Raw genomic sequence first — 22,933 nt, 5'->3', positions numbered from 1 at the left:
GGCAGTGCTCATCCCATAATCTCGGCACAGATCGGACACCCCAACCCCACCTTCGGCCTGGCGCAGGATCGCCAGGATCTGGGGTTCGCTATATCTCGTCATCTTCATCAAAATCTCCTCGTTCATATTGCCGAGAAAATTCTACTTTTAAACCCGATTGATCAGAGGGGGGATTACCCACGAATGGCGTCCTTGCGTTCGCGCAAGGATCATGTCGAGCGCGCCCTGCGCCTCGATCTGATCATTTTTGTCCCCGCCAGCTTGGCACCGGGACTGGCGGGGGCAGATCCGCTTGGTCGTGCAACCGTTTCCCACCATTCCATCTGTCATTGCCTTCGTTTAACTCGGGGGCGCGCTGCCTCGGAATGAACGATCGAGGCCTTCACCCGTTAACTAACCATGTCTGGCTGCTAACGGTGCGTCCTGACAGATATCTCGCGAACAGGAGAACATGAATGAAATCCACATCACTCTTCGTCGTCGGCGCATTGGCGGGGCTGATGCTCGCCACCCCTACTTTCGCTGCAGATCATCAGGTCCAGATGGTGAACAAGGACGCCGAGGGTCGCTCCATGCAGTTCGAGCCTGCCTTCCTCAAGATAGCGCCCGGCGACACCGTCACATTTGTCCCGACCAATAAGGGGCACAATGCCGAATCCATCCTGACCCTGATGCCAGAGGGCGCCGAGCCCTGGAAGGGCAAGATCAACCAAGAGATTACCGTCACATTCGATACGGAGGGTTTCTATGCATACAAATGCCTGCCCCACGTAGGCCTGGGCATGGTGGGCCTTATCCAGGTGGGTGATGCTCCGGCGGCGCTGGACCCGGCGGAAGTAGAGAAGCTTCCTACCCGCCCCGAAGACCGTCTCCTTGATCTGATTGCGCTGGCGGAAGACAGCAAGGGCGAAGCGGCAGCCACGCAATAGCCTGAGAACGGTCACTGCGGGGCGACCCTTTCGTTATCAAGGAGGAGTATTCGAGATGAACGACAATCCTGACGATAAGAAGTTGGAATCCCAGCACAATGGCAACGGTCTCAGCCGGCGCAGCCTCTTGGCGGGGACGGCAGGCCTGACTTTTGTTGGAGCACTGGGCGGCACGGCTGAAGCGCAGAATGCCGGTAGCGCGGTCGCCAGCCAGCAGACATCGCACATGTCCCATGGCACCACCAGCTTGAGCGGACGCCTTTATCAGATCAATCCGGGTATGACAGAGCATAACGACGTTGCTCACGATCCCGCCGATATACCACCCCCCATCACCCGGCGAGAGCCTCAGACCATTCGCATCGACCTAGAGACGATCGAGCTCGAGGCCCATCTCGACTCCAACAGCACTTTCCGATTCTGGACCTTTAATGGCCGCGTGCCGGGTCCATTCATCCGGGTGCGCGTCGGCGACACTGTCGAGTGCTATCTCAAGAATGCCGAAGACAGTTGGATGGCTCACAACGTCGATTTCCATGCCACGACTGGTCCGGGCGGCGGTGCTGTGCTCACTACGGCGATGCCAGGTGAAGAATTTGCCTTCCGCTTCAAGGCGCTCAATCCGGGCCTTTATGTCTATCACTGCGCAGTGCCGCCTGTGGCCATGCATATCGCCAGCGGCATGTACGGCATGATCATGGTCGAGCCTGAAGAGGGTCTGGCTCCGGTTGATCGGGAATTCTACGTCATGCAGGGCGAGATCTATACCGAGGAGCCATTCGGCACTGCGGGACTGTTGACCGAGAGCTATGATAAGCTGCTTAACGAACGTCCCGAATACTTCGTCTTCAACGGGCACGTCGGCGCTCTGACGGAGCATTTTCCGCTTAAGGCCAATGTTGGTGAGACCGTTCGCATCTTCTTTGGAGTGGGCGGCCCAAACTTTACCTCGTCCTTCCATGTGATTGGCGAGATATTTGATCGCGTGTATGTGCACGCCTCGCTCACGAGCCCGCCGCTGACCAATGTTCAGACGGTCACGGTTCCACCCGGCGGTGCTGCGGTCGTGGAGTTTAAGTGCGAGGTTCCAGGTCGCTACGTGCTGGTGGATCATGCGTTGTCGCGTGCAGAACGCGGACTGGCCGGTTACCTTATCGTCGAAGGTGAGGAGCAGCCGGACATTTTTGGTCCAATCGGCGAGCCGCCAGATTCATCGATGCCTGGACATTGATCCAGCAGGCAGCCCATGCGCAGGACACGGGCCGCGCCTCCGCATCATGTTAACGATCCTGTTCGTCGCTCCATCCCTTTGCCCACATCAACCCCAAAATTGCGCCTTTCGACGAGGGTAATATTGCGATGGGCAGCATTATGGAAAGTGGGACCACAGCATAGAGATACAAAAGTGGACTACCGTGCCCATTCAACTCCAGTTCCAGCATGACGAATGCTAGTACATGGATCACTACGGTTATGACCACTAACGGCAAGAACAAGCCAACATTGTAATGCGCCAACGGCTCGTTGCATTTGGCACAATGTTTAACCTGCTCAAGATAGTGATGGAATAACCACCCCTTGCCGCAATTGGGGCACTTGCACTTCAGGCCACGTCGAATTGCCGGCCACGCCCGTTTCTCAACTGAAACGCCATGCTGATCGATCATTGTGGCTGTGCTTTCTGAGAAACGCGGAGACGCACAGTCCGCTTGGACGGGATGCGCGTCAGCCAAGCATCTGCTGGCTTGTCCGGCGCAAGCCTACAGTGCTGGCAGAAAGCGTCTTTGTTCTGTGTCAAAGTCGTCCGGAAGGAAGCACTAGGAATGAGAATACAACCTGCGGCTCACAGGAGCGCGGGGGTGTGACCGATGGAATCTGGTCAATTTGCTTGATAAGTTCCTCCACAGTCAGGGTCAGGCCGGTTTCATAGCCGCCTCGTTCTTGCACTGCACGCAAATGAGCAGCCGCCCTTCCATAATGACGGGATGCCGGGCGCGGTTTGCCCTCGCGTAGCTTAACCCCAGCTGCGGCCAGCAGGATCAAGGCCTTGTAAAAGAGACGCTCGGGTGTTGCTTTACCCGCCTGCTGCCACAGAAGCTCCCAAGCCTCATGGGCTTCCCAGTAATATCCCTGATTGAACAAATCCGCGCCCCACACGAAATCGTCAGACGGCGACGTGATTTCAGGATCATGGCCATTTTCGAAGCTGTGCCCCGCTGGATCACGGATCGGATGAGCAAATTTCCCCGGCAAATAGGCATACCGGGGGAGAGCTCTATCTGGCAGCAGCCGGGTACGAATTGCGATGTGCATTTCTATCTCTCCCGTGCCTTCTGAGAGTCTAGCTCGTGGTGCGGAACAATCAAAGCACCGAGTCCCGAACCCGAAATGCCAGCGCCGGTTGCCGCAAATAAACTAATCCAGGCAGGGAACGTTGGGCATGAGACTTCTAGTGGCCATCCTTGTGGAGAGCCAGCATGCCCAACAGTGATCGCTCCTGCCACATCACGGAAGGAATTGCCCGTTCACCAAATCGGGCTATGTTTTACAGCTTGGGTTACAACGCAGACGATTTCGACAAACCCATGATAGGGATTAACAATGGTCACTCCACCATAACGCCCTGTAACGCCGGGCTTCAGAAGCTTTTGAATGCCGCAGCAACCGCAATCCAGTCGGAGGGCGCCAACCCCCAAATATTCGGTGTTCCGACCATTTCTGACGGGATGGCCATGGGAACCGAGGGAATGAAGTATTCCCTGGTGTCGCGCGAGGTGATCGCGACTGCGTCGAGTTGTCAGTACAAGGCCAGTGGATGGACGGCGTACTCGTTGTCGGTGGGTGCGACAAAAACCTTGCCGGCGGACTAATTGGGATGCTCCGGGCCAACGTGCCTTCAATATATGTGTACGGGGGTACGATCAAACCAGGACGCTGGAAAGGCGAAGATCTATCCATAGTCTCTGCTTTTGTGGCGGTGGGGCACGTACATGGCCGGGCGCATGAGCGAGGAGGATTTCGACGGCATCGAAAAAATGCGAACCCAACGACCGGCTCATGCGGAGGAATGTATACTGCCAATACGATGGCAGGGTCCTTTAAAGCCCTGGGCATTTCGCTGTTGGGATCCTCTACGATGGCGAATCCTGACCACGAGAAGGCCAACTCAGCGGATCGATCGACTCGGGTTTTGGTCAACGCGGTAGAGCAGCACCTGAAGCCCAAGGACATCGTGCGCGGGAATCCATCGAAAACGCCGTGGCATTGGTGATGGCCACCGGTGGCTCGACCAATGCGGAGTTCCATTACCTAGCTATCGCCGTGCAGCAGGCGTCGATTGGGAACTCGATGATTTCGAACGAGTGCGGCAGCAGGTGCCCACCATTCGCGATTTGAAGCCCTCCGGCGATTCATGGCAGTAGACCTCCATATCGGATACGCCCATCGACTATCTCGACTTCGCATTGCGCAAGCCGGGCTTGGGCGAAAAAATGGGGCTCGATGCCGTTGACAAGACCGGAGCTGAACCAGCCGTGAATTGGGCAGGGTTTTGAGTATGTCGCTGGAGGTGATGGGCCGGGTCGATGCCATTTGGGGCGGACTCGGCCAGTAAGGGCGTTCGACGTGACGCGGGTGGTTGTTGCCATGTCAGGTGTTTTGGGCGCCACCATCGGGTTGAGGATCATGCAGCGGATCGCCGGTATTTCAAACTTGTGCTTTCACCGACGGCCGAGCGAACCTTGGCACATGAAGTGGGTCAGGATGCTGTTGCCCAGGTACGCGCACTGGCGCGTGTCGTACATTCTTTCGACGACATTGATGCAAGCATCGCGAGCAGTCCTTTGTCTCAGCGGTCATGCTGGTCGTGCCGTGCTCCATGCACACGCTGGCCGCTATTGCCACGGGAATTGCCGACACGCTCATCGTGCGCGCTGCCGACGTTCATCTGAAGGAGCGGTGCCGTCTGGTGTTGGTGGGGAGGGAAACCCCGCTTCATCTTGGCCATCTGCGCAACATGGTGGCAGCCACTGAGATGGGTGCGATTGTCATGCCGCCGGTTCCCGCATTTTATGCGCGGCCGCAAAGCTTGGCAGAACTGGTGGACCATCTTGCTGCGCGCGCCATCGATCTACTTGGCCTGCCAGGCAATCCCCCAACTCGTGAGTGGCAAGGTGAGCGGCGCTAGACAGCTAGAGAGTGGCGCGCTGGACCCTCGCCGAGATATGTGTCGAATTTTGCTGCAATGGCACGCACGAAGGGACGGCCTCGGTCGGTAATGGCAAAGCATTCCGCGTCGGCGGTCGTCATGCCGTCATCGTCTTGCGCGGTGATCGCACGGGCGCGCTCAAACAGACTTCGACCGGCTGCGCCAAATTGCTGCAGTTCATCGCGGCGCAGGGAAAACCGACACAACAGAGCTTCGATGGCATAGCCGTGGAGTCTATCCGCCGTCGTCAGAGCGAAACCGCGGCTCGTCGTGCCAGTCCCTGAAAACGCTGCTTTCTGATAATCTCCGGTGACCGTTATGTTCTGCACATAGCCTTGCGGCAGCTGGCCGATAGCGGAGGCACCAAGGCCGATCAGCAGGTCCGCCCCGTCGTCCGTGTAACCCTGAAAGTTGCGACGCAATCGACCCTTTGCGGCAGCGATTGCCAGGCTATCGGTGCTACGGGCGAAGTGGTCGAAGCCGATCGATTGCAGACCTCCGCCATTCAGGAGCTGTGCGGCGAGCATGGATTGGGCAAAGCGGGCGGGGATGTTCGGCAGGGCCGCGTCTGGGATCATCTGCTGGTGCTTTTTTAGCCACGGCACATGCGCATAGCCAAAGAGCGCTGTGCGGTCTGGAGTCAATGACAGCACCTGTCCGATAGTCGCTTCAATGCTTTCGAGGGTCTGGTAGGGCAAGCCATATAGCACGTCGACATTGACCGAATGAACGCCCCGGGCGCGAACCTGATCGATCACATGCTTGGTCTGTTCGAAGCTCTGAATGCGATTGATGGCCCGCTGTACGCGAGGGTCGAAATCCTGCACGCCGACGCTGGCGCGCGTCAGCCCGAATGACGCCATGGCATCGAAGCGATCCTCGCCTAGATCGTTGGGGTCGATCTCGATACTGATTTCGACATCGCTGGCAATCTGAAAACGGGCAGCGAGATGGGCTTTCAGCCTGGCCATGTCATCGGGAGTCAGCATGGTCGGCGAGCCGCCGCCAAGATGGATTGCGCTGACCATGCCGTTGCCGGCGAGCCTTTCGGAAACCCAGTCTATTTCGGCATAAAGCGCATCGAGATAGCTGGTGATGGGTTCGTAGCGCAGCGTGTGCTTGGTGTGGCAGCCACAAAACCAGCAGAGGCGATCACAATAGGGCACGTGAATATACAGCGAGATGGCGACGCTTTGGGTCACTTCGCCTAGCCAGCGTGCATAGGTCTGCGAGGTGACTCCGGCATGGAAATGTGGCGCCGTGGGATAGCTGGTGTAGCGCGGTACGGGTGCGGCGTAGCGTTCGATAAGGTCGTCGTGCATCAGCCGGCCACCATGCTCAAAGGGTCGGCGCCGAACAGCATCGCGTGACCACCGAGCAGTAGCCACGCTGTAAGCAAGGCGCTTGTCGAGATCGCCATAATCATAGGGACATCAACGCGTAGTCGAGTTTTTCCCGCCAGCACAGCTCGGAAGGGCCAAGCCGAGGTGCTCTTGGCAAGCGGCGGCCACTGATCTCCCAGCCGCCGGCGCGCTCGCCGGTCGATCATGAACATGCCCAGTATGGAATAAGCGAACAGGATGCCGAACAGCAGCACGCTGCGTAAATCGCCGTTTGCGACAAGATGGCTGCCCGCCCACAGGGCGAAGCCCCAGAGCACCGGATGGCGCGTTATGGCGGTGATAGCTCCGGGTACGGCACCCGGCTTGCGAAAGGTGATCGAGGCTGGATTTGGGCTGGACAAGCCCGCCACCAGGAAGAACAGACCCAGAGGAGTTAGCACAATGGGTATCCAGGCATGCCAGGGCTCAGGGTCCCACAGCGGGATAAAATCGAGCCGCAAAGCCGCGTGAAACAGCCAAGCTAGAGCTAGAATGGAAGCTAGCGAATAAACGATCAGATAAGCGCGGCGGCCCATTGCCGCGACCAGTGCAGCACGCAACGCTGGAATGGCCGGAACCATGTGCAGCGCCAGGAAGAGTACCAGGGCAGCGATGAATTGCGTCACTGGACCGTCCTTCCGTCGGATTCGGGCGGGAACAGGCGAATGAGTTCCAACTCGCCGCGAACGTGCCGCCGCATTCCTTCAAAGAATGATCGCAGCAAATAGCCGATCGCATCGGGCGACAGGGCTGGACGACCAGCCACCAAGCTGTGCAAGGCCTCGCTTACCTCTTCGGCCGTGTAGCTATCGGACAGGTGTTCTCGTCGCAGGCGCGCCATGGTGTGTTTCAATTCACTTCGATTGGATGCAGCCAGCATGGGGAACAGCACTTCTTCTTCCAAAACATGCGTTGCTGCGACCAGAGGTTCGAGCGCATCTGCCGTTCCGATGCACAAACGCCCATCCGCATGGGGCAGTCCGTCGGCAATGACCTCCAGCAGATCGCAGAGGTCGAGCAATCCTTGGTAGCTCAGCTCAAGTGCTTCAATTCGAAAGCTTGGCAGCATGGTCGCGCGCTCCCGAATGGTCTGTCATTATCTAGACATAGCAGCACAATCTGCCGGGGGTTTGACCGGGATCAAACTCATAGGCGGTTGATCGACTAGTTTGGCGGCAGGATCAGCGGAGCCGCGTCCATGCCATTTCCGCCCTTTGCGCCGTCCCTGTATTTCGACGACGCAGATATCGACGCCCTGGTGGCCGAGTTCAGCGAGCGTGTCCGGCGAAACCCTTCGCTGCGACCGGCCATGAACGCTCTGATCGGCAACAGCTGGGAACAGGCGGAAGCCGCTGCGGGCGCGTTCCTGCGTGCCACGCTGTTCCTCGAAAAGCGCGCTGAGGTGGACGGAAATTGGTTAGCCCGCTCGATGCGCATGCTAGACGCCGAGACCATTGATTGCCTGGGCGATATTCTTCTCGATTGCGCACTGGTTTCGCTGCCGTTGCATAGTGCCGGACTCGTCGCCGAAGTGGGTGACGAACTGGTGCGCATGTTCAAGTGCGTAGTCGCCCAGGATGGGGTCGCCCGCCAGAGGCTGCTGTTGCAGGCGCGGTCTCGGCTGGCGGCAGGAGCGCTGATGAGCCGACTTTAACGGAGTGTGAGGTGACTACTGGCCGGGGCGTGTCCTCCTCATAGAGGATGCGCTGCGCTGCGCCGTCGAGATCTTCGTACTGCCCGTCTTGCAAGGTCCATAGGAAAATCGCCAAGCCGGCGGCGCCTAGCAGGACCGAGATCGGAATAAGATAAAAGAAGTCGTTCATGATCTCGAAGCCGCCGCATATGGCACAGAGTTCGCGGACACTGGGCGGGTCCGATGCCCGCCCCAACCAAGCCGCAAGGCGTTCAGCACCACGATGATAGAAGACAGAGACATGGCAACGGCTGCGATGAACGGATTGACCAAGCCCGCGATAGCAACGGGTAGCGCAATGGCATTGTAGAGCACTGACAGCGCGAAATTCTGTTGAACCAGCCGGCCCGCATCGCTTGCTATCGTCAGGGCCATGGGAACGGCGGCAAGGTTGTCATGAAGGAATACAAAGTCTGCGGCGCTGCGGCCCACGTCCGCGGCGCTTGAGGGCGCCATGGAAGCGTGGGCAGCCATCAGGGCTGGTGCGTCATTGAGCCCGTCGCCGACCATCAGAACCTTGTGGCCCTCACGGCGCAGCGTCGCAATTCGCTCCGCCTTTCCGCCGGGCAGAACCCCGCTAAAGTGGGTCGCGATATGCAACTGGCCGGCGACTATGGCCACAGCTTCCATAGTATCTCCAGATACAATTTCGACCGTCACTCCCGCATTCCGCAAGGCCTTAACCGCGTCACCTGCACCAGGGCGCAGTGCGTCACGGAACCTGAAGCGGGCCAGCTCGGTGCCGTTGCAGCTCAGGACCGTGCCGGTTTCAACGGCGCCCGGTGACACCGCCCAGTCGGCGCGACCAAGCCGGTAACGATCCCCGTCCTTGGTGGCCTCGATACCGAGACCCGGGTGTTCGCTTATCGCGGTCAAGGTGGCTGCGGCAGCCCGTGAAGAGTTGGCGCGTGCAATGGCGAGTGAATACGGATGCCGCGAGTACACTGCAAGCGAGGCTGCCAGCCCCAAAATGCCGGGGTCAATGTCCTGCGGGTCAAGCAATTGCGGCGAACCTGACGTCAACGTCCCTGTCTTGTCGAACACCACCATATCTATCTCCGCGAGGCGTTCGAGGGCCGATCCGTCCTTGACCATGATGCCTGCCACGAAAAGGCGTTGCGCAGCGACGACTTGAACCATCGGAACTGCCAATCCGAGTGCGCAGGGGCAGGTGATGATCAGAACGGCGATCGCAACGGTCACTGCTGTGTGCAAATCTCCATTCAGCAGCATCCAGCCGACAAAGGCGGTCAGAGCGGCCAGGTGAACGACCGGCGAATAGAGTTCGGCGGCGCGATCCGCAATCCGGCGGTAGCGACCGCGTCCGCTCTCGGCGACTTCCATCAGGCGTATGATGTTGGCTAGGGTGGAGTCCTGTTCAGCCGCGGCGGCGCGGATAGTCAGTGGCCCGGTCAGGTTCAGTATCCCGGCTTCCAACAATGTGCCTGGTTCCGCTATTATCGGCACGCTCTCGCCGCTGATCAGGCTACGGTCGAGGTCTGAAGCTCCGGATAGCACGACGGCATCGACAGGCACTCGCTCTCCGGCAGCGAGCAGGATGGTCATGCCGGGCGTGATTTCGCTCAGGGGCAGGTATTCGGGGTGACTGTCGTTTTGGACCACCAACGCGCCGCGTGGTGCCAGTCGGGCCAGACTTTTGACGGCAGTGCGAGCACGCTCCCGCATGACGTGGTCGAGCGTGCGTCCGATCAGCAGGAAAAAGATCAATGAGACGGTAGCGTCGAAGTAGACCTGCTCGCCGGAATGGATGGTGTCATAGAGGCTCAGCGCGAAAGCCAGGGCGATGCCGATGGTGATTGGCACGTCCATATTGGTACGGCGATGCCAAATGGCATTCCATGCAGAGAGGTAAAATACCCGGCCAGAATAAAGCATCGCGGGCAATGCCAGCCCCGCACAGATCCAGTGCAAGATATCTCGGGTCGGGCCATTAGCGCCTGACCATACGGAGCCCGACAGCATCATGATGTTCATGGAGGCGAAGGCGGCCACGGCCAGCGCGCGAATGAGCGCGGGCAGCGCGTTGTCCTTCCCGTCATCATGGGTTTCGTAGAGGCCGGGTTCATAGCCCAGGTCCAACAGCGTCTCGACCATGGCGGGCGGTGCCCCGTCGCCCAGCCATCGGATGGCGACGCGCTTTGTCGACAAATTTACGCGCGCAGAGTCCACGTTTCTTAGCGCTCCCAGCGCCTTCTCGATGGTCTGAACACAGCCGCCGCAATGTATGTCGGGTACAGATAGATCGGTTTGCCGCATGCCGCCGCCGACATCCCGACTAGCCAGCCGGAGCTCGTCGTCTGATGGTCCGCGCCGGATAGGCCCCCCAATGGCCTCGATGAATTCGGGCGGTGGCAGGCAGCAACTCATGGTTTTAGTCCCGTACCGCGGCATACGCGTGCCAGGTGGCGTGCCCGAGTAGCGGGAAAATTATGATCAGCCCGATCAGCGCTGTGCCGAGGCCGATGGCTGTCAGGAGCAACACAATGGCACCCCAAATCATCGCTGCTGGCAGGTTGTTCCAAACCAAGGAAATGGACAGTCCCATGGCCGAAAAAGCATCGAGCCGCCTGTCGAGCATCATGGGAATAGAGAACGCACTGATCGCAAAGGCAAAGGCAGCAAACAGTCCGCCCACGGCGGTGCCGGTAGCCAGCATGATTAGGCCAGTGGGCGTGGTGAAAAGCATCTCGACTACGGAACCGAAACCAGGAAATGGCCGCCAGCCGAAAAACAACGCATAGAGCAGCACCGCCGCGCGCATCCAGACCAGCATCAGCACCATCAGGATGGCGCCGACAAACAGCAGATGCGATCCGCCCCCTCGATGAGGGAAAATCATAGTGCCCAGGGTGACGGGTTCGCCGGAGGCCAGGCGTCGGCTCTTTTCGTACAGGCCGGTTGCCAGCAGGGGGCCGACCACGAGAAAGCCGGCGAGTGCGGGGAACAAAATCTGCACCCAGCCGAAATTGATCATGGTGACGATCACCAGCAGGGATAGCAGGGCAATGCCTAGCCCATAGACCAGGCTGGGCATGGGTCGCGTCCAGAGATCGCGCCACCCTAGTTCCAGCCAGGCCACGCCGGCGGTGGCCGGCAAGTGGCGATTATGATCGATCGCCTTGGGCAAAGCGGGAACTGTATCGGGAAGCGTGTCCGCGGTGGAATGCAGCATATCGGCCATAGGGACAATCCGTGGGGTTCTGTGGGTCAGCAGGCGGACTTCGCCGCGCGATAGGTGCCAGGTTGCCCCTCGCCGTCGATGTGGGTGACGCAGGCGGGTTGCGAGGAAAACGCGACGTAGAGGAGGTGTGCATTGGCAACCAGCAGCACGACGACGCCTACCACGACGATGAGGGTAAGCAGACGGCCCGTATTGCGTTTCCGGCTGGGATCCACCGGCGCGAATGGCGGGGCACTCATGGTCTCGTAGCCCTGAGGTCGAGAACATATAGTGTCAGAAGCTTGATGTCGGTGGGGGTCAGGCGAGCTTCCCAACTTGGCATGGTGCCGCCGCGTCCGTCGTACACCGAGTGGCGGATGTTGGCGCGGTCACCGCCATAAGTCCAATAGGCGTCGGTGAGGTTTGGAGCACCGGTGTCTGTCATGCCCTTGGCGTCTTCGCCGTGGCAGCCCGCGCAATTGTCGGCGAACAGCGTTGCGCCGGCTAATAGCGCGTCCGCGTCGATCGTCGCAGCAAGGTCGGGTTGTGACAAGGTTTGCACGTAGGCCACTACGGCGTCGATGTCCTCGCGCGCCAGCATCTGGTCTTTTCCGAAGGCCAGCATTTGCGCGAAGCGGGTGTCCGGACTGGTGCCGTTGATGCCGATGCGAATAGTTTCGGCGACGATCTTGGGGTCGTCGCCCCACATGATCGGTGCGGCAACAAGATTGGGAAATCCAGGTCGTCCCTGCGCATCGGTGCCGTGGCAGGCTGCGCAGTTGTCGCCGAACAAGGCCGCGCCGGTCTGGCGGACGATGTTCATCAGGTCCTTGTCGGCCTGAATGGCAGCAAAGTCCTCCTGGTCGATCCGGGTGGTCCAGCTTGCGCGGTCGACCTTCGCCTGGTCAACCGTCTGGGTGACGGCAACCCGCTGATCGACACCCAGAAAGCCGCGGAAGTAGCCGTTTATGCCCGGCCAACTTGGCATGAGCAGCGTCCATGTCACCGCGAAAGTCGCCGTCGCGATCAGGAAAAAATACACCACCCGAGGGACGGGCGTATTGAGTTCCTTGATGCCGTTCCATTCATGCCCGGTAGTCATCTGACCAGAGGGCTTGTCGCGTTCACCTAGCGCCATGGCCGATCCTCCTCTTCGGCAACGGGGCGCTTTGCGGCCTCGTCGAAACCTTTTTTGTTGGACGGCCAATAGGTCCAGACCAACGCGATGACGCTCAAGATAAGCAAGTAGAACAGGCCGAAAGACTTGGAAAAGCCGACGATGGTTTCGTGGTCGAAGGGCATCTATTCGGCCTCCGGCTGGTTGGGTTGATGGGCGGCATCCGTCAGATTGCCGAGCACCTGCAGGTAGGCGACCAGCGCGTCCATATCGGTGAGGCGGTCCGTGACGCCGTCGAACATGCGGATGTTGGTTTCGGCGCCATAACGTTCGGCGACGCTGTCGGCGGCTTCCGTTTCGGGATTGGCCTGCCCATAGGCATCGAGCGCGGCATTGGCGATCTGTTCGTCGGTGTAAGGCACGCCGACCGTGCGAAGCGCCGTGAGATGATTGCTCAGGTCGTCGGTCCGCAACGTGTCCCGCAGCAGCCAGCGATATGCCGGCATCTTGGACTCGCGCACCACGTCGCGCGGATTGGTCAGATGCACCGTATGCCATGCGTCCGAGTATTTGTTGCCCAGTCGAGCCAAGTCGGGACCGGTGCGCTTGGAGCCCCACAGTTGGGGATGATCATAGCTGCTCTCGACGGCCAGTGAGTACGGGCCGTAGCGCTCGACTTCGTCGCGTAGTGTCCGGATCATCTGGCTGTGGCAGGCATAGCACCCTTCACGAATGTAGATGTTGCGCCCGGCGACTTCGAGCGGCGTATAGACCCGCATGTCGGGGGCCTTTTCCACCGTTTCGTCGATGGTAAACAACGGCGCGATTTCGATCAGGCCGCCTATCGAGGCGACCAGCACGATGAAGACGACCAGGCCGATGGCACTGCGTTCCAGATTGTAGTGAAGGCCGAACATTTGCTTATTCTCCGGCCTGCAAGGCGGTCTGAATTGGGATATCGCGCACGACTTCGTTTTGTGCAGTGGCCGGCATGCGTATGGTCATGACGACATTGTACAAGGCCACTAAGGCGCCGAGCAGGAACAGCAGGCCACCAAAGGCGCGGGCTATGTAGTAAGGGTGCATGGCGACGAGGCTGTCGATGAACGAGTAGCTCAGGCCGCCACTCTCGGTATATGTGCGCCACATCAGGCCCTGGATGACGCCCGAATTCCACATCGCGAAGACGTAGATAACGGTGCCTGACAGGGCGAGCCAGAAGTGGACCTCGACAAGCTTGTCCGAATACAGGCCCGGGCGTTTCCACATTGACGGCACCAGCGAATAGAGTGAGCCGAATGTGATCATGGCGACCCAGCCCAAAGCGCCGGCATGGACGTGCCCGATGGTCCAGTCTGTGTAGTGGCTCAGCGAATTTACGGCGCGAATGGCCATGAACGAGCCTTCGAACGTGGTGATGCCGTAAAAAATCGCGGCCAGCGCCATAAAGCGCAGCACGGCGTCGTCGCGCACCTTGTGCCAGGCGCCGTTCAGCGTCAGCAGTGCATTGCCTGCAGATGCCCAGCTTGGCACGAGAAGCACCACCGAGAAGGCCATGCCCAGGGTCTGCACCCAATGCGGCAGCGCTGTGTAATGGAGGTGGTGCGACCCAGCCCACATGTACATGAAGGTGATGCCCCAGAAGCTGATGATGGACATCCGGTAGGAGAAGATTGGACGGCCGGCGCGCTTGGGCAGGTAGTAGTACATCATGCCGAGGAAGCCGGCGGTCAGGAAGAAGGCGACAGCGTTGTGGCCATACCACCACTGGGTCATGGCATCCTGTACGCCGGAAAACAGCGAATAGGATTTCGCGCTGCCGAAGGAGACCGGCACTGCGAGGTTGTTGACGATGTGCAGGATGGCCACGACCAGTATGAAGGCCATGTAGTACCAATTAGCCACGTAGATGTGCGGTTCTTTCCGGCGCGCCAGAGTGCGCATGTAGATGATGAAATAAACCACCCACACCACGACCAGCCAGATGTCGGCATACCATTCCGGCTCGGCATACTCCTTGGACTGGGTCATCCCCATCAGGTAGCCGCTAGCCGCAACGATGCAGAAGAGGTTGTAGCCAAGCAGCACGAACCACGGGCTGATCTGGTCGGGCAGGCGTGCTCGTGTTGTGCGCTGCAGCACATGGAAGGAGGTAGCGATCAGGGCATTGCCACCGAAGCCAAAGATGACGCCGCTGGTGTGGACGGGGCGCAGCCGGCCAAAACTTGCCCAGGCCGCGTCGAAAGTCAGGTCTGGCCAGGCCAGCAAGGCCGCGATCCAGAACCCTGCCGCCATGCCGACGACGGCCCAGAGCAGCGTGAGGATCAGGCCCAACCGGGTCGGAGCATCATAGTACTCGGTAAGGCGGTCATCGCTGGGCTCAGGCAACTCCAAACCGCGCATCACGACAATGAAGCCGCCTAGGCCCGCAGCCAGGACCATCCAACCGTGCACCCCCAACAAGTCGTTGCGGCCGGCAACTGCCATGGCGAGGCCAGCCAAGCCTAGCGACCCAAGGATCAACATGGCCCAGACCCGTTCGGCTCGAGTCAGATCTGCAATCATGCGGGGCGCTCCATGTTGATCCAGGGCGGCGAGCCCATTCGGACTGAGGCGTAGCGGGAAATCACGCGCGGTCTTTGTGCAAGATCAAAGACCGCGCGCTATCGCCCGTTCAACGCGGCGTCTTTCAATGCGTGTGGCTTGTTTGTCCGGCGACAAAGTAAAGCCGTGCCATAAGGCCTAAGCCATCCAGACAGCCGGGATTGGCCGTCGCCGGCGCCTACTTTTCTGCGGCCCATGGAGAACCGACCGACATGTCCCAAACCGAGACTTCCCCGTCCCACATCGATGTTCGCATCGTGCCGCCTGGCCAGCGCCACCCACGCATTTTTGCAATGGCCAATGCGCTTCCGGTTGGTGACGCTTTTACCATCATCAATGATCACGATCCCAAGCCGCTGAACTACCAGTTGCAGGCCGAATATCCGGGCCAGTTCTCCTGGACCTATCTGGAGAGCGGCCCGGAAGTCTGGCGTGTGAAACTGGGCCGGCAAGCTGCCGCCTGAATGGCGGGGCGGGCGCAGCCTTGGCCGCGCCTGCTCGTTGGAGATGAGCAATGCCTGGTGCGAGCCTGTCCCGATGGACCCTGACCTATTTCGCTGTCGCCCTGGTGTGCCTTGTCGCCGCCGAGGCGTTGATGGCCAGCGGCTTTGGTTATCCAGGGACGTCGATAGAGGCGCCGGAGGTGCTGATCCTGGTCCATCTCGTGGCAATTGGTTGGCTCAGTCTGTTGCTATGCGGCGCGTTGTTTCAGTTCGTGCCCGTTCTCGTGGCCTCGCCATTGCTTGGAGAGACGCTGGCACCCGTTGCGCTGGTAACGATCGTGGCAGGCCTTCTTCTGCTGATGTCCGGTTTTGCCAGCATGGCCGGTATTGTAACGTTGCCGCTGGCAACATTGCCGCTGGGCGGGTTGTTGCTCATCGGCGGCTTTGCAGCGGTAATCCTTTCATTGGGCCGTACGCTTTGGGCCGCCCGACCGCTGGCCCTGCCGGCCCGCTTTGTCGCTGCAGGTCTGGTAGCGCTGGCCAGCACGGCGATCCTCGGCGAAACATTTGCATTGACCCTGACAGGGTTTCTGGGTGGCGAAGCCGCGGTGTCGCTGCTGCTCAATGGCGTACCGCTGCATGCGCTGCTGGGGCTCGGTGGGTGGCTGACGTTCACCGCCATGGGGGTTAGCTACCGCCTGCTGGCAATGTTCATGCTCGCGCCTGAAACCGATCGTGTTTCGACCCGCTTGGTGCTGATAGCCGGGACGGCGACCCTGGTGCTGATCGCCAGCGCCATACCCTTCGCCATTTCTGCCAGTGCCGGCCTGTCTGGCATGCTGCTTGCGGCCGCGGTGACCGGGCTCTGCGCGCTGGGTGTATATGGCAGCGACGTGATCACCCTTTACCGTCGGCGCAAGCGCCGCAATATCGAGCTCAATGCCCGCGCTGCCATCGGTGCCTTCGCAGCATTGTTCGCTGCAGCCATCCTGCTGCTGGCGCTTCTGGCCACGGGGCAGTTGCAGGCCCGTATCGGTGCCCTGACCTACCTGTTCGCCTTTGGCTGGCTCAGCGGACTCGGGCTCGCAAAACTCTACAAGATTATTGCCTTCCTGACCTGGCTCGAATGTTTCGCTCCTGTCCTGGGAAAGCGCCAGACACCCCGGGTGCAGGACCTCGTTGATGAGGCTCGCGCCCGACCATGGTTCGGCGTGTATTATGTCGCCGTGGGCTCTGCAACATTCGGCCTGCTCGTTGATTTGCCTTTGGCATTTCGTCTTTGCGCGGGCATCCAGCTGCTGGCGACACTTGCCATCGCCCGCCATTTCTATCGCTCGCGCGCACTGCTGAACGTGCAGCCAGACTTGCGGCGCGGCTTTTCGCGACCCCATCTCTTCTTGTCCCCGCCTGCTGAAAGGAAACTTCGATGAACGATCTGGAACTCGATGTCCGCCCCATCCTACGCAATGGGGGCGAACCCTTCGGCGCCATCATGGGTGCAGTGGCGCAGTTGGAAAAAGGCCAGCGTCTCAAGCTGTTTGCCACCTTCAAGCCCGAGCCCCTGTTCCAGGTCATGGCGAGCCAAGGTTTCTCAAATGAGGCTAGATTACTCAACGATGGAGATTGGTTGGTCATCTTCACCCCTATTGCTGGCGCACACACGGCAACAGTGAGCGAAAATGCCGAAGCGCCCGAGTCTTGGTCGGATCCCACCCATTATCTTGATTGCACTGAGCTCGACCCTCCTGAACCTATGGTCCGCATCCTCGAGAAGATGGAAGCCATGCAAGCTGGCGAGGTTTTGTTCGCGCTACTGGGGCGGGAGCCGATCTTTCTGTTTCCCGAACTAAAGGCGCGTGGCCACGCCTGGGCTGGCGACTTCGATGCTAGCGGCACCGCTTATCGGCTGATGATCAGGGCAGGAGAACGCGCATGATCACAGACGATGAAGCGCTGGCTCTAAAGGTGCGTAGCGCGCTCAAGCTGGTGATAGACCCGGAGTTGGGACAGAACGTCGTTGATCTCGGCATGATATACGACGTCCTGGTGACCGACGGTTGCATCGCCACAATCCGTATGACCACCACGACCCGCGGTTGCCCCGCCACTGGTTTTATCCGCCAGGCTGTCGAGGACCGGGCCTGGTCGGTGGAAGGTATCGAGTATGTCGATGTCAAGCTGACCTATGATCCGCCATGGTCGCCGGCTCTAATTGCCTCCGAAATTGCCGGTCTGCTGGGGCATTGATTCGCATCATTCACCGCGCTCGCGGCGGCGATGCACGAGCACCGGCGCGTATTCCGTCACGTACAGCGCAAAGGCCACGATCCAGCACAGACCAGTGGCCGATAGCAAGGGGGTGGCGAAGTCCGGCCACGCACTGGCCATTGGACGAAGCAGGGCGGCCGCGATCAGTGCGGCATAGCTGGCAATCGTCACCTTCGATGCTTCCAATGGCAGACCAGTATGACCGCGTGTCGCCCTGCTCATGATGGCCAGCGTCATCACCCCGATCGCCCCGACCGTGAACAGATGCAGCGCCGCCACCGGCTCAGCATATCCGAGTTGCGCGGCGGCAATAGCGAAATAGCCAGCTGGAACGAAGGCATAGCCAAGGTGCAGCACCAGCACCAGTTTCTCGTCCCAGCTTTGCCACCCTCGCCAGCGCCACAGTCGAACAATGTGCAGTGCCCCAGCCAGCAGGCAGACAGCAGCGGTCTGTACCGTCCCGGGCAGGAATACCCACATAACCAGTGCCAAAAGTCCGGTTAGCAGGACAAATTTGTCGAACCGGTCGTAAGGTGCCGGCAGGTCGATGATGTGACGTTTGACGAGCCAGTTCCGCGTGAAGCTGGGAATAACGCGCCCACCCATTATGGCGACGAGCATGACGTAAGCGCTCACGCCCAATTGATTGGCGAGGCCTGCATCGCCGCCATAGGCGACCAGAAGGTGGAAGCTCATGTTGGCCAGGGCTAGGGTCAGTATGCCCGCGAGGATCTTGAGGTCTTTCCACTTTTTGCCGGCCACGATTTCCCGCGCACAAATGGCCAGCAGGAAGGGTAGGAAGGCGGCGTCGATGGCAATGGAGAGTGGTAGTCCCAAGAGGTCGGGTACCAGCAGGACCAAACGACCGGCGCACCACAGCGCAAAGAGCACGATCAACGGTCGCCCAGACACCGGTAATCGACCGGTCCAGTTCGGCACTGCGGTCAACAGGAACCCAGCCAGCGCCGCGGAACTGTACCCGAACAGCATTTCATGGGCATGCCAGTACGGGGCACCGTAGCTGCCGCCAATCTCCCAGCCTGCGGCCAGTGCCCCGATCCACAAGACCATTGCCAGCATCGCCCAAATACCTGCGGCCAAAAAGAATGGCCGAAAGCCATAAGAAAATATCACAGGCCCAGTACGTGCAATTCCACGCGGAACAGGCGAGCGCTTGGTGATATCAGGTTGAACTTGGGTCATGCAGACTCCGACCGAGCAGCCTTGCTCAGTCGGCGGTCTATCCCCGGAGCGATCCGAGGTCTTTGTTTTGGCGCAACGAAAGTGCCCGTCTAGCTGGTAAGGCCTTCGGCGAGTATTTGCAGGCCGGCGGCGTCACGCACCAGCAGCTTTTGCCGCCCGCCTTTGACCAGGCCCTTAGCTTCCCAGGCGCTGAGAATTCGCGAAACTGTGTGAAGTGTCGTTCCGGTCATTTCTGCAATGTCTTGCCGCGAGATCGGGAAGTCGATGCGGATGCCGGTGGCTTCTTTTTTACCGGCTTGGTCGATCAACCGCAGGACCGCATGGGCCACACGGCGTTCGACTTCCTCGGTCGCCATTTCACGAATGCGTGTGTGAGCTTCTTGCAGCCGTTGGCCAATCGACTGCATGGCATTGACCGCCAGATGCGGGTTTTGTTCAACGAACATGCCCCAGACTTCCGTGGGCCAACAGATCACCACGCTTTCGGCGGCGGCCGTCGGCGTGCCCGGATAGTCTTCGCGCTGCAGCGCCTTGGCGAAACCAAAAATATCCCCGGGATGCACCATGCGGACGATGATCTGCTGGCCGTCGGCGGTGACCTGGGTGACCTTGAGGCGTCCATGCAACAGAAGGAAGAACTGGGTGGCCTTTTGCCCCTGCTCGAACACCGCTTCGCCAGGGAGCACTCGGCGCAAGGTGGCGCGAGCCAGCATTCGGTCGATTTCCAAGTCGCTCAGTTTCTCGAAAAGCGGCAATGCGCGCACGAGGCTGCGGTCAATTCCTGCCAAGATAGCTGTCCTACCATGTTGTGGGTATCGCCATACACGATAGTGCCTCGTCTCGATACTCGGCATTCCGCCGCAATAGTCAGCGCTTAAAAATTTGCAGCAATGGAGCATACCAAGCCGGCCGCCTGACCAAGCGGAACCCCAGATTTTCGGGGGGAATGCCAACGGAACAGCCGCCGCCTTTGGCGTCTCGGATAAAGAAGCTCATCGGTGTGCGGTGTTTTCCTTCGAGCACCTTGATGGTGCAGGCCGGCAGGTCGCTCAACACCAGCCCAGCGTCGTCGATGTGAACCCGGCGGTGGCAGGTCTGTGTCCACTCCCAAACGTTGCCGTTCATGTCGGCCAGGCCGTTTTCATTTGTGCCGAAGCTGCCTAATGGCCTTGGAAAGCGGCCTGCCTCGCTTTCGCGCAACGCTTCTTTTTCGTAGTCGGCTAGCCAACGGGCCGCGGGATTGGCGTTGTCTTCAGCAAGCAACAGGGCATCGTCCGCAAAGCCGGCTCCCGCGGCGAACGCCCATTCCCGATCGGTGGGCAAAACCCAGTCTTCGCCGGTCCGGTGCGATAGCCAGGCGGCATAGGCCGTGGCGTCGTCGAAATTGACACCGGTAGCCGGCACATCGCCGTATCCGACGTTGCGAGGCTCTGCCGCCACGCAGGCGCTAGTGGCGACACAGGCGCCATAGTCGGAAGCGCTGACCTGGTATTTCATGATCTCAAGCGGGGCCGCGAGACGTGTCTCGACCATGGGCGCATCGACCGGATTGCCGTCACGCAAGAAGTGCCCCTCGGCGCGATAGGTAAAATCGACAGGCGCCAGCGTGACTGTCGCTGGTCCGGAAATGCCTGTGGGCCCGAGATTGAACTGCGGCAATCCCAATTGCAGAACAACCACTATAGTGCCAACGGCCAATAGGCTTGCCGGTAATGCGACAGATGTGAGGATGTGGCTAAGAGGACGGGCGAGGACGATCATTTGTTGATCTCGGCCTGGTTGATGCGCGGCGTCGGAACGCCGCGCACTTGTGACGTCATACTGTTCAGATCGGGCTGGGTGCCAGCACACCGGTCATCAGGTTGTCATCCCAGTCTCCAGTGACCTTGAAGTGGCCCGCAGCTCCCAGTTCGAATGCTTCGATCAGGTTGTGATTGACGTAGGCGTAGACGCCAGGTTGTAGGAAGGTGTAGAGCGCCGCGCCTGCAGCACCACCGGGAATGAACCATGTCTCCAGGTCGACGTCGGGCGCGTTGTGGAACTTTCCGCTCTGCCAGACATAGTCACCGTGACCGCCAATCAAGTGGGGCCGCGTGTCACGGTTAGCCTGCGAGTGGATGATCAGCACACGATCCCCAACGGCCGCAGTCAGGGCGTTTTCGCCGGTGAGAGCGCCGACCTTGCCGTTGAACACGACATGGCTTGGAGTCAACGTCCGCATCACCTCGATCGTGTCGGCATAGCCATCGCCGACGCTCTCATAGGTCATGTAGTTCCCGTCTGCGTCCTTTGGGACATAGAAGTCCTGCTCGCCGACATAATAGACCCGGTCATAGACAAGAGCCCCGCCCTTGCCGTCTGTCAGACCGTCGCGCGGCAGCACCATTATGGCGCCATTCATGCCCGAGGTGACGTGCCAGGGGACCATGCCTGCCGGCGCGCAATGGTAGACAAAAACGCCGGCCTTGGTCGCCTTGAAGCGTAAGATGGCCTTCTCGCCAGGATTGACGATAGTCAGGGCCGCCCCGCCAAGTGCTCCGGTAGCGGCGTGGAAATCGATATTGTGCTGCATTAGGTTGGTATCGGGATTGATGAGGGTGAGCTCCACATAATCACCCTCGTGCACTACCATCAGAGGCCCGGGAACCGAACCGTTGAACATCATCGCCCAGACAGTCGTGCCATCGTCATCGACTTCATGCAGCTTCTCTTCGATGGTCAAGGTGAACTCAACGATCTTGGGCCCGCCAATGGCCGCTTGTTCATGGGCATGAACATAAGGCGGTGCAACAAGCTCCACCTTGATGCGCTCCAGCGTGCTCAGATCGGTTGCAACAGCATCTGCAGCAATTTCTTGCGCCGCGGCAGGCAATACTGCCGCCAGTTGCACTGCAGCCCCAATTGCTGCGGCGCTTGCAAGCAAAGCACGGCGCGAAAGTCCTGGAAGGTTTGCCATCTCATTATCCTGTTTCTGGGCTCGGTTCTCCCCTTGCCCGCATCATCTTGAGTAAGGGCTGCGTTGTTTTAATTCTTTGATCCTGCGCAAATAATCGACGTATTCTTTTTTTGTAAGTTTTGGGTATTTGATTGAAGTCAAAGAAGGGCGACGGCGCGCAGCATAGAGAGGGGTCACCGGGGCCGCGAATGGACCCCGCATCAAGGAGATCCAATCATGCGCAATGCTCTCAAGACGGCGATTGCAGCTATTGCCCTTGCGGGGTTTGCGGTCGCGCCAGCTCTCGCCGCAGACTATGAAGTGCATATGCTCAACAAGGGCGTCGCAGGCAGCATGGTTTTCGAGCCCGCCTTTGTTCAGGCGCAGCCCGGCGATACGGTGACCTTCATCCCCACCGACAAGGGTCACAATGTCGAAACGATCAAGGACATGATCCCAGAAGGTGCCGAGGCCTTCAAAAGCAAGATCAACGAGACGTTAAAGGTCACGTTCGACGTCCCGGGCGTCTATGGCGTCAAGTGTACGCCGCACTTTGCCATGGGCATGGTCGGGCTGATTTTTGTTGGCGACGAACTGGCTAACCTCGACACTGTAAAGGCAGTCAAGGTTCCCAAGAAGGTCGGCGAACGCTTTGGCGAGGTCTACACGGCATTGGGGCTCTGAGAACTCAACACCCCAGCTCCAGCCCGCAGACACGTCTGCGGGTTTTTGTTTGGCCACCGGTTTGAACCGCACTGCGTTTGCCAGAGGCTCCAACTCTTGAGTAGGATGGAGCATGACAGGCAAGACGACGAACAAGTTTTCACTTGAGGTCCGCGCCCGAGCGGTGCGGATGGTGCAGGAGCATGGCGGGGAGTATCCGTCCCCGCTGGGCAGCCGTGGTATCGGTGGCCGAGAAGATCGGCTGCTCGGCGCATACGCTTAATGAGTGGGTTGTCCGTCGTCAGATC

The 22,933-nt window shown here is 59.6% G+C and carries 25 protein-coding genes and 5 pseudogenes; 12 read left to right on the top strand and 18 right to left on the bottom strand.

What is annotated here, in order from left to right:
• The coding region (locus WH91_RS24425; RefSeq protein ID WP_144408394.1) for a transposase at positions 1 to 108 on the bottom strand (108 nt) is incomplete at its 3' end.
• A gap of 347 nt (positions 109 to 455) precedes the next feature.
• On the opposite strand from WH91_RS24425, the gene WH91_RS20315 reads away from it, so the two are divergent.
• Positions 456 to 929 carry a pseudoazurin gene (locus WH91_RS20315; protein WP_046172826.1) on the top strand — a complete coding sequence of 158 codons (474 nt, stop codon included), beginning with the start codon at positions 456 to 458 and terminating at the stop codon, positions 927 to 929.
• A gap of 55 nt (positions 930 to 984) precedes the next feature.
• On the top strand, positions 985 to 2,160 hold the full coding sequence (gene nirK, locus WH91_RS20310) for a copper-containing nitrite reductase (protein WP_052953013.1): 1,176 nt from the start codon (positions 985 to 987) through the stop codon (positions 2,158 to 2,160).
• 49 nt (positions 2,161 to 2,209) lie between these two features.
• Here the strand turns inward: nirK (WH91_RS20310) and WH91_RS26275 are convergent, their stop codons facing one another.
• Complete coding sequence (locus WH91_RS26275) at positions 2,210 to 2,596, bottom strand: DUF983 domain-containing protein (protein ID WP_046172825.1); 387 nt, start codon at positions 2,594 to 2,596, stop codon at positions 2,210 to 2,212.
• Positions 2,597 to 2,723: 127 nt separating this feature from the next.
• On the bottom strand, positions 2,724 to 3,242 hold the full coding sequence (locus tag WH91_RS20300) for a DUF309 domain-containing protein (protein WP_046172824.1): 519 nt from the start codon (positions 3,240 to 3,242) through the stop codon (positions 2,724 to 2,726).
• Between the two features lie 164 nt (positions 3,243 to 3,406).
• Between WH91_RS20300 and WH91_RS26270 the strand changes: the two are divergent.
• From WH91_RS26270 to WH91_RS20290, 3 pseudogenes are all read left to right on the top strand, one after another.
• Positions 3,407 to 4,325 (top strand): annotated as a pseudogene (locus tag WH91_RS26270) (dihydroxy-acid dehydratase domain-containing protein).
• 26 nt (positions 4,326 to 4,351) lie between these two features.
• Positions 4,352 to 4,542, top strand: a pseudogene (locus tag WH91_RS25640) (UbiD family decarboxylase); the annotation flags it as partial.
• A gap of 32 nt (positions 4,543 to 4,574) precedes the next feature.
• A pseudogene (locus tag WH91_RS20290) lies at positions 4,575 to 5,115 on the top strand (UbiX family flavin prenyltransferase).
• On the opposite strand, the gene hemN reads toward WH91_RS20290, so the two are convergent.
• From hemN to WH91_RS20275, 3 genes are read right to left on the bottom strand one after another with little or no spacing between them, the layout of a single operon-like run.
• Complete coding sequence (hemN, locus tag WH91_RS20285; protein WP_046172823.1) at positions 5,112 to 6,458, bottom strand: oxygen-independent coproporphyrinogen III oxidase; 1,347 nt, start codon at positions 6,456 to 6,458, stop codon at positions 5,112 to 5,114. The pseudogene WH91_RS20290 and the gene hemN sit on opposite strands and share 4 nt — an antisense overlap.
• Positions 6,458 to 7,144 (bottom strand): NnrU family protein, encoded by a 687-nt coding sequence (locus tag WH91_RS20280; RefSeq protein WP_046172822.1) that lies wholly within the window; start codon positions 7,142 to 7,144, stop codon positions 6,458 to 6,460. The genes hemN and WH91_RS20280 overlap by 1 nt, the downstream gene beginning before the upstream one ends.
• The gene (locus WH91_RS20275; RefSeq protein WP_046172821.1) at positions 7,141 to 7,587 is read right to left on the bottom strand and encodes a hemerythrin domain-containing protein; all 447 of its coding nucleotides are present in this window, start codon (positions 7,585 to 7,587) and stop codon (positions 7,141 to 7,143) included. The genes WH91_RS20280 and WH91_RS20275 overlap by 4 nt, the downstream gene beginning before the upstream one ends.
• Before the next feature lie 129 nt (positions 7,588 to 7,716).
• Between WH91_RS20275 and WH91_RS24420 the strand changes: the two genes are divergently transcribed.
• Entirely contained in the window at positions 7,717 to 8,172 is a 456-nt protein-coding gene (locus WH91_RS24420) for a globin family protein (RefSeq protein WP_046172820.1), read from the top strand.
• A gap of 25 nt (positions 8,173 to 8,197) precedes the next feature.
• Here the strand turns inward: WH91_RS24420 and ccoS are convergent.
• From ccoS to ccoN, 8 genes and pseudogenes are all read right to left on the bottom strand, one after another.
• Positions 8,198 to 8,341, bottom strand: a pseudogene (gene ccoS, locus WH91_RS26265) (cbb3-type cytochrome oxidase assembly protein CcoS); the annotation flags it as partial.
• The gene (locus tag WH91_RS20265; RefSeq protein ID WP_074797556.1) at positions 8,338 to 10,599 is read right to left on the bottom strand and encodes a heavy metal translocating P-type ATPase; all 2,262 of its coding nucleotides are present in this window, start codon (positions 10,597 to 10,599) and stop codon (positions 8,338 to 8,340) included. The gene WH91_RS20265 and the pseudogene ccoS, both read right to left, overlap by 4 nt.
• A 4-nt stretch (positions 10,600 to 10,603) precedes the next feature.
• Complete coding sequence (locus WH91_RS20260; RefSeq protein WP_082102298.1) at positions 10,604 to 11,413, bottom strand: DUF2189 domain-containing protein; 810 nt, start codon at positions 11,411 to 11,413, stop codon at positions 10,604 to 10,606.
• A gap of 26 nt (positions 11,414 to 11,439) precedes the next feature.
• A complete protein-coding gene (locus WH91_RS20255; RefSeq protein WP_082102297.1) occupies positions 11,440 to 11,652 on the bottom strand; it encodes a hypothetical protein in 213 nt (70 codons plus the stop codon).
• Entirely contained in the window at positions 11,649 to 12,530 is an 882-nt protein-coding gene (gene ccoP, locus WH91_RS20250; RefSeq protein WP_046172819.1) for a cytochrome-c oxidase, cbb3-type subunit III, read from the bottom strand. Before ccoP ends, WH91_RS20255 begins: the two co-directional genes overlap by 4 nt.
• Positions 12,521 to 12,694, bottom strand: a complete 174-nt coding sequence (locus tag WH91_RS23820; protein ID WP_074797558.1) for a cbb3-type cytochrome c oxidase subunit 3 — start codon at positions 12,692 to 12,694, stop codon at positions 12,521 to 12,523. Before WH91_RS23820 ends, ccoP begins: the two co-directional genes overlap by 10 nt.
• A complete protein-coding gene (ccoO, locus tag WH91_RS20245; protein ID WP_046172818.1) occupies positions 12,695 to 13,426 on the bottom strand; it encodes a cytochrome-c oxidase, cbb3-type subunit II in 732 nt (243 codons plus the stop codon).
• Between the two features lie 4 nt (positions 13,427 to 13,430).
• Positions 13,431 to 15,074, bottom strand: coding sequence for a cytochrome-c oxidase, cbb3-type subunit I (gene ccoN / locus WH91_RS20240; protein WP_046172817.1), 1,644 nt, complete (start codon positions 15,072 to 15,074; stop codon positions 13,431 to 13,433).
• Positions 15,075 to 15,325: 251 nt separating this feature from the next.
• Here ccoN and WH91_RS20235 point away from each other — a divergent pair, with 251 nt between their 5' ends.
• The 4 genes from WH91_RS20235 to WH91_RS20220 are packed head-to-tail and all read left to right on the top strand — an operon-like array spanning position 15,326 to position 17,803.
• Positions 15,326 to 15,577, top strand: coding sequence for a DUF2249 domain-containing protein (locus WH91_RS20235; protein WP_046172816.1), 252 nt, complete (start codon positions 15,326 to 15,328; stop codon positions 15,575 to 15,577).
• A gap of 50 nt (positions 15,578 to 15,627) precedes the next feature.
• Complete coding sequence (locus WH91_RS20230) at positions 15,628 to 16,986, top strand: hypothetical protein (protein WP_046172815.1); 1,359 nt, start codon at positions 15,628 to 15,630, stop codon at positions 16,984 to 16,986.
• Complete coding sequence (locus tag WH91_RS20225) at positions 16,983 to 17,492, top strand: DUF2249 domain-containing protein (RefSeq protein WP_046172814.1); 510 nt, start codon at positions 16,983 to 16,985, stop codon at positions 17,490 to 17,492. The genes WH91_RS20230 and WH91_RS20225 overlap by 4 nt, the downstream gene beginning before the upstream one ends.
• Positions 17,489 to 17,803 (top strand): metal-sulfur cluster assembly factor, encoded by a 315-nt coding sequence (locus tag WH91_RS20220; RefSeq protein WP_046172813.1) that lies wholly within the window; start codon positions 17,489 to 17,491, stop codon positions 17,801 to 17,803. Before WH91_RS20225 ends, WH91_RS20220 begins: the two co-directional genes overlap by 4 nt.
• Positions 17,804 to 17,809: 6 nt before the next feature.
• Here the strand turns inward: WH91_RS20220 and WH91_RS20215 are convergent, their stop codons facing one another.
• The 4 genes from WH91_RS20215 to nirK (WH91_RS20200) form a co-directional block, all read right to left on the bottom strand.
• The gene (locus WH91_RS20215) at positions 17,810 to 19,027 is read right to left on the bottom strand and encodes an NnrS family protein (protein WP_046172812.1); all 1,218 of its coding nucleotides are present in this window, start codon (positions 19,025 to 19,027) and stop codon (positions 17,810 to 17,812) included.
• 89 nt (positions 19,028 to 19,116) lie between these two features.
• Entirely contained in the window at positions 19,117 to 19,815 is a 699-nt protein-coding gene (locus WH91_RS20210) for a Crp/Fnr family transcriptional regulator (protein WP_046172811.1), read from the bottom strand.
• A 79-nt stretch (positions 19,816 to 19,894) separates the two neighbouring features.
• Positions 19,895 to 20,788, bottom strand: coding sequence for an SUMF1/EgtB/PvdO family nonheme iron enzyme (locus WH91_RS20205; protein ID WP_046172810.1), 894 nt, complete (start codon positions 20,786 to 20,788; stop codon positions 19,895 to 19,897).
• A gap of 64 nt (positions 20,789 to 20,852) precedes the next feature.
• Positions 20,853 to 21,983 (bottom strand): copper-containing nitrite reductase, encoded by a 1,131-nt coding sequence (nirK, locus tag WH91_RS20200; protein ID WP_046172809.1) that lies wholly within the window; start codon positions 21,981 to 21,983, stop codon positions 20,853 to 20,855.
• A 216-nt stretch (positions 21,984 to 22,199) separates the two neighbouring features.
• On the opposite strand from nirK (WH91_RS20200), the gene WH91_RS20195 reads away from it, so the two are divergent.
• Positions 22,200 to 22,646: a pseudoazurin gene (locus tag WH91_RS20195; RefSeq protein ID WP_046172808.1), complete on the top strand. Its 447-nt coding sequence runs from the start codon at positions 22,200 to 22,202 to the stop codon at positions 22,644 to 22,646.
• A 112-nt stretch (positions 22,647 to 22,758) separates the two neighbouring features.
• Positions 22,759 to 22,933 (top strand): annotated as a pseudogene (locus tag WH91_RS24415) (transposase); the annotation flags it as partial.

This window comes from Devosia psychrophila (assembly GCF_000971275.1).
In the GTDB taxonomy this organism is placed as follows: Bacteria; Pseudomonadota; Alphaproteobacteria; order Rhizobiales; family Devosiaceae; genus Devosia; species Devosia psychrophila.
This window is presented reverse-complemented; position numbering and strand designations above follow the sequence as displayed.

Coding starts and splice junctions, on each gene's coding strand:
- WH91_RS20315 (WP_046172826.1), top strand. CDS start 456: ATGAAATCCACATCACTCTTCGTCGTCGGCGCATTGGCGGGGCTGATG.
- WH91_RS20215 (WP_046172812.1), bottom strand. CDS start 19,027: ATGACCCAAGTTCAACCTGATATCACCAAGCGCTCGCCTGTTCCGCGT.
- WH91_RS26275 (WP_046172825.1), bottom strand. CDS start 2,596: ATGATCGATCAGCATGGCGTTTCAGTTGAGAAACGGGCGTGGCCGGCA.
- WH91_RS20260 (WP_082102298.1), bottom strand. CDS start 11,413: ATGGCCGATATGCTGCATTCCACCGCGGACACGCTTCCCGATACAGTT.
- hemN (WP_046172823.1), bottom strand. CDS start 6,458: ATGCACGACGACCTTATCGAACGCTACGCCGCACCCGTACCGCGCTAC.
- WH91_RS20225 (WP_046172814.1), top strand. CDS start 16,983: ATGAACGATCTGGAACTCGATGTCCGCCCCATCCTACGCAATGGGGGC.
- WH91_RS20255 (WP_082102297.1), bottom strand. CDS start 11,652: ATGAGTGCCCCGCCATTCGCGCCGGTGGATCCCAGCCGGAAACGCAAT.
- WH91_RS20220 (WP_046172813.1), top strand. CDS start 17,489: ATGATCACAGACGATGAAGCGCTGGCTCTAAAGGTGCGTAGCGCGCTC.
- WH91_RS24420 (WP_046172820.1), top strand. CDS start 7,717: ATGCCATTTCCGCCCTTTGCGCCGTCCCTGTATTTCGACGACGCAGAT.
- ccoP (WP_046172819.1), bottom strand. CDS start 12,530: ATGGCGCTAGGTGAACGCGACAAGCCCTCTGGTCAGATGACTACCGGG.
- nirK (WP_046172809.1), bottom strand. CDS start 21,983: ATGGCAAACCTTCCAGGACTTTCGCGCCGTGCTTTGCTTGCAAGCGCC.
- WH91_RS23820 (WP_074797558.1), bottom strand. CDS start 12,694: ATGCCCTTCGACCACGAAACCATCGTCGGCTTTTCCAAGTCTTTCGGC.
- WH91_RS20235 (WP_046172816.1), top strand. CDS start 15,326: ATGTCCCAAACCGAGACTTCCCCGTCCCACATCGATGTTCGCATCGTG.
- ccoO (WP_046172818.1), bottom strand. CDS start 13,426: ATGTTCGGCCTTCACTACAATCTGGAACGCAGTGCCATCGGCCTGGTC.
- WH91_RS20205 (WP_046172810.1), bottom strand. CDS start 20,788: ATGATCGTCCTCGCCCGTCCTCTTAGCCACATCCTCACATCTGTCGCA.
- WH91_RS20265 (WP_074797556.1), bottom strand. CDS start 10,599: ATGAGTTGCTGCCTGCCACCGCCCGAATTCATCGAGGCCATTGGGGGG.
- WH91_RS20275 (WP_046172821.1), bottom strand. CDS start 7,587: ATGCTGCCAAGCTTTCGAATTGAAGCACTTGAGCTGAGCTACCAAGGA.
- WH91_RS20195 (WP_046172808.1), top strand. CDS start 22,200: ATGCGCAATGCTCTCAAGACGGCGATTGCAGCTATTGCCCTTGCGGGG.
- nirK (WP_052953013.1), top strand. CDS start 985: ATGAACGACAATCCTGACGATAAGAAGTTGGAATCCCAGCACAATGGC.
- WH91_RS20300 (WP_046172824.1), bottom strand. CDS start 3,242: ATGCACATCGCAATTCGTACCCGGCTGCTGCCAGATAGAGCTCTCCCC.
- WH91_RS20230 (WP_046172815.1), top strand. CDS start 15,628: ATGCCTGGTGCGAGCCTGTCCCGATGGACCCTGACCTATTTCGCTGTC.
- ccoN (WP_046172817.1), bottom strand. CDS start 15,074: ATGATTGCAGATCTGACTCGAGCCGAACGGGTCTGGGCCATGTTGATC.